General features: G+C 31.3%; 6 protein-coding genes. All 6 read left to right on the forward strand.

What is annotated here, in order from left to right; translation table 11 throughout:
• Window positions 1-385 precede the first annotated feature (385 nt).
• The 6 genes from ACQKIM_RS27765 (at window position 386) to ACQKIM_RS27790 (ending at window position 3,945) form a co-directional block, all read left to right on the forward strand.
• Window positions 386-751, forward strand: coding sequence for a hypothetical protein (locus tag ACQKIM_RS27765; protein WP_427550161.1), 366 nt, complete (start codon window positions 386-388; stop codon window positions 749-751).
• A 274-nt stretch (window positions 752-1,025) separates the two neighbouring features.
• Window positions 1,026-1,337, forward strand: coding sequence for a DUF2834 domain-containing protein (locus ACQKIM_RS27770; RefSeq protein ID WP_427550163.1), 312 nt, complete (start codon window positions 1,026-1,028; stop codon window positions 1,335-1,337).
• Between the two features lie 1,126 nt (window positions 1,338-2,463).
• A complete protein-coding gene (locus tag ACQKIM_RS27775) occupies window positions 2,464-2,685 on the forward strand; it encodes a hypothetical protein (RefSeq protein WP_427550166.1) in 222 nt (73 codons plus the stop codon).
• Between the two features lie 86 nt (window positions 2,686-2,771).
• Window positions 2,772-3,005: a type II toxin-antitoxin system HicA family toxin gene (locus ACQKIM_RS27780; protein WP_427550168.1), complete on the forward strand. Its 234-nt coding sequence runs from the start codon at window positions 2,772-2,774 to the stop codon at window positions 3,003-3,005.
• 38 nt (window positions 3,006-3,043) lie between these two features.
• Window positions 3,044-3,385 (forward strand): type II toxin-antitoxin system HicB family antitoxin, encoded by a 342-nt coding sequence (locus tag ACQKIM_RS27785; RefSeq protein ID WP_427550169.1) that lies wholly within the window; start codon window positions 3,044-3,046, stop codon window positions 3,383-3,385.
• 167 nt (window positions 3,386-3,552) lie between these two features.
• Window positions 3,553-3,945, forward strand: a complete 393-nt coding sequence (locus tag ACQKIM_RS27790; protein ID WP_427550172.1) for a hypothetical protein — start codon at window positions 3,553-3,555, stop codon at window positions 3,943-3,945.
• Window positions 3,946-4,079: the final 134 nt, after the last annotated feature.

Raw genomic sequence — 4,079 nt, forward strand, 5'->3', positions numbered from 1 at the left:
CTATTTCTTGGTTATTTGTACGACACACCATTTACCTATGCCATACATATCGCCAGAACGAAAAAATTCGAGAGTATTATAGAGTTTGTCTACGCAGCAACAACAGATGGCACGCCACTTGAACAAATCAAAAATGAGTTACAAGTAGCTTAGGGTACCTGTCATTGATTCGAGTATGGTAATTTTTGTATTTAAAAATGCTCATTTAGAGTTATATAGATAATTGGCTGGAGTGGTGAATGGAAATAGTTATCCAAGTGATATTGAGATGAGGTATTATTAAACTAACAAAGCATTTTTACTTGAAAAATTTGATAATTTTAGTAGGGAGAGACTTGTTATTATAAAAAATAATTTGCTATTACTATTACTGTTGATTTTATTCTTGGGAGGATGTTCAAACAGTATTTTTGAAGATGATACTACAATTACAAGTATTGAGATTTTGAAATTCGCAAGTGCTTCACCAAGTCCTGAAGAACATAGAGAGCAAGAAGGTGAAGTTATTTCAGTCATTAAATCAAAAGAAGAAATAAAGCGACTTATTAATTCGATTGAAAGAGCAGAACAAAAAAGTACTGAAAGCATGAATATTGCATTGCCTAATCATTTAATTATATTTAAAGAAAACGAAAAATTAATCTTAACACTCGGCTATTACCCCGATATTAGTAATAAGAAGGATGAATTCCTTGATTTAGACAAAGATAAAATTTATATATCCAATGCACTGAATTTAATTCAAAAATAATAAACATAGGCTTTAGTTAAATAATCCATAAAAGACCACTCCGTGATGGGTGGTCTTAAAGTTTGTTTATAATTCTCTGTGATGCAAAGTACAAAGAGAATATCTAATATCTTTCTATAACTGGATCAATAGTGCAAGATGAACCATCGTTAGAAAATTGGCTGGGTTGGTAAAACCTATCCATATAAATTTTATATGAGGTATTATTAAACTAAAAGAGTTAATTAAGAAGTATAATATTTGTGAAAATCATTGAGAGGGGAATTTATTTTAAATGAGAAAAGTATACTTGTTACTTGCGATTATTGGTACAGTATTTCCGTATTATTTTTTGGTGAAATTCTTGAACGAAAACGGATTTGATTTAGGGTTATTAATAGATTTATTATTTACAAACTCGATATCGACCTTCTTCGCTGTTGACTTTTTTATTTCATGCTTTGTTTTTATAATCTTTATGTTTAATGAGTCAAGAAAGTATAACATTAAAGAAAAGTGGATATGTCTATTAACTTTGTTTACAGTTGGTTTATCATTGGCATTACCGTTATTTTTGTTTTTCAGACATCCGTACATAAAGAAATAAGTGTTGTAAACTTCAATGAAAGAACGTAAAAATCTTACATATTCTGTGGTGTAGTGTTGATTTTGCGTTACATGGATGGCAAACGAAGGCTTTAGTTGAATAAACCATAAAAGACCACTCCTGCGATGGGTGGTCTTAATTGATGAAAAATCAACCGACTTAACCGACCAAATCATGATTTTTAAAGAATATTTATGATTATTCTTGAGGATTAATGAAAGTTTGTAGACAATAAAATACTGTTATATCAAGCTTTTGACCAGTCATGTTTTATCGTGATAACACGGATACTTCAACGACATGATGGTTGTTGCTTTAGAGGCTGCTATTCAAGAGTAGTTGATATAACAGAGTTTTCAGCATAGATTAAATACCAAAAATAAGGCAAGTGACCAAAAAGTGACCATTTTTTTATAAATGGTCGCTTTTTTGGTCAGTCGCTTTTTCTCATAGTTAAGTGGCTATAGGTATTAATCGTTTCTTAAATGTTAACATGTCCAAGTTGTTCTTGAATAATTTTTAAATTTACATAGTAGATTTATTGGGTAACGGGTTTCCATCGCTAGTGCAACTGAAAACTTTGCTTATTCTAATGCTGCATTGGTTATAACAAAAGTTGCGTATTTCAAACATTTAGATCGAAATTGTGAGGTATAGTAAAACTTCGCTAAAAAATGTAGTAAATTGATATTGTGATAGTTTTCGGAGAGACTATCCCTAGGTTAGACAATTAATGGTTACTCCTTGCAGACACTATTAAATTGGTTGTCTCTCTTTATAATGACAATACATTCCATTTATCCTATGATATAGGTAGATGGGAGGTGTGGGTATAGAAAAGAAATTAAAAATAAACAATATTATTAGTGTAGCATTAATTGTATTGATGACCTTTTCCTATATAAGACTTGTTTTAAGAGAAGGAATCACTCAAGTTGGTTATTTGTCAACGGGTTTATATGTATTTGCTGTTGGTATTACAATCTTCGGCTGGTTCTATCAATGGAGAACTAACCAAATAATCAAGAGTAGTCAAAGTCACGTCTAGCCTACATTATCTTGCATATTTCTAATAGTGACTATCATTCCATACGCATTATGATTGATGTTGAAGGTGGTGAAATAAATGAGTGTGAAAAATAAAGTAAAATATTCTAATATGGTTACAGTAATATCTATGTTAGTATCAACTTTCTTTTTTATAAAGCTTGTCCTAAATAAAGGAATTGAACAAGTACATTATTTAACATTAACATTATATGTAGTAGCTATCGTAGTATCGATTATAAGCTTTATAGTACATTGGAAGACTAAACAGGTCATTAAGAGAAATGAAGGTCATGCCTAACTAGGTGTGGCTTTTTATTATGAAAATAACCATAAAAATATATCCATAAAAGCTTGTAATTTAGTACTGCATATGGTACTGATATTGTGGGAGGTGAAACAGCAAAGATAGAAAAAATCATTATAGAGATGAAAAACCAATTAAAGGGAATAACCTTCACGGAAATAAAAAACCTTGAACACAATGGATATAAGGAGATTAGAATTAGAGGCTCTCATCACCATTTCCAAAATGAACAAGGGCTTGTAACAACCGTCAAGCTTGAATTTCCAGTAGATTTTCAAGTTGTGAAGGATGCACTAAACAGAATAGGCGAATAACTTCCCCTTCTGTTTTCCCTTATCCTAAGCCATAACACATGAAAAATCAAAAAGACTTACATTATTATTTGTCGTTACCGTATACATTTCAAGTGCGTAAAACAAAGAATGGGTATTGGGCTAATGTTAAAGAGTTAGATGGCTGTCATACACCTGCATCAACAATTGAGGAAGCTTATAAAGACTTAGAGAAGGTCTTACAAATGACTATTGAGACAAAGCTAGAGTATGGTGATCCAATATCTGAGCCTGTTGACCATGAATACAGTGGGAAATTTAATGTGCGTGTACCTAAGACCTTGCATAAGCAGCTGGCTCAAGAAGCTGAAGAAGAGGGTGTATCATTGAATCAATATGTTGTTTATAAGCTATCGAAATAAGTTTAAAGTCACGTTCTTTTGAGCGTGATTTTTATTATGAAACTGTATCCAAACCAATACAGAGCCCCGTATGCGACGATCGTGTTGTATTTGGGATTTTTTGGAGCAAAAAGTTGTTACACATTTCCCTATTTTTGGATTATCGTAAAGTGGGAGGTGAAGTAACTTTGAATAATAGAAAATTAATATTGATTTGGGAAGATATTTTAATGGAACAAGGCGGAGAAGAAATTGTGAATATCTTAAAAAATAAGTATGTAAATTATAGTATTGAAGACTTATTAAATGTAGCCTTTCTATTTTTAGAAAAAGAGAATGAAAATCATCCTTGTAGGCACAGAATTGTAATCGGAGATTATTTAGATAGGGATGAATATACCATTGTTTATAAAAGTAATCAGATTAATTATCATGAATTACTGATAGGGTTAGTTATTTTGATGCAATTGATCAATTTTGAACAACGGTCAGAACTTATAATTAATTTAGCTTATGCTTTAAGAGAAATGGATACGGAAATTTCACATCAGTTTGCAAAAGATATAGCCGAACAAATATAGGCAATACAACTAGTATTTAAAGCACTTTTAAACAGTGCTTCATAGTGTTGAAAAATTAAATAGGCAAGGGACTCTTTGTGAATATTTAGTCAAAATGAAGGTGATTTCCGTTCCAGGCTACTCGCTTTCCAGTG

It is taken from the genome of Lysinibacillus sp. NPDC047702 (genome assembly GCF_050272555.1).
GTDB lineage: Bacteria > Bacillota > Bacilli > Bacillales_A > Planococcaceae > Lysinibacillus.

Coding starts and splice junctions, on each gene's coding strand:
- ACQKIM_RS27785 (WP_427550169.1), top strand. CDS start 3,044: ATGAAAAATCAAAAAGACTTACATTATTATTTGTCGTTACCGTATACA.
- ACQKIM_RS27770 (WP_427550163.1), top strand. CDS start 1,026: ATGAGAAAAGTATACTTGTTACTTGCGATTATTGGTACAGTATTTCCG.
- ACQKIM_RS27775 (WP_427550166.1), top strand. CDS start 2,464: ATGAGTGTGAAAAATAAAGTAAAATATTCTAATATGGTTACAGTAATA.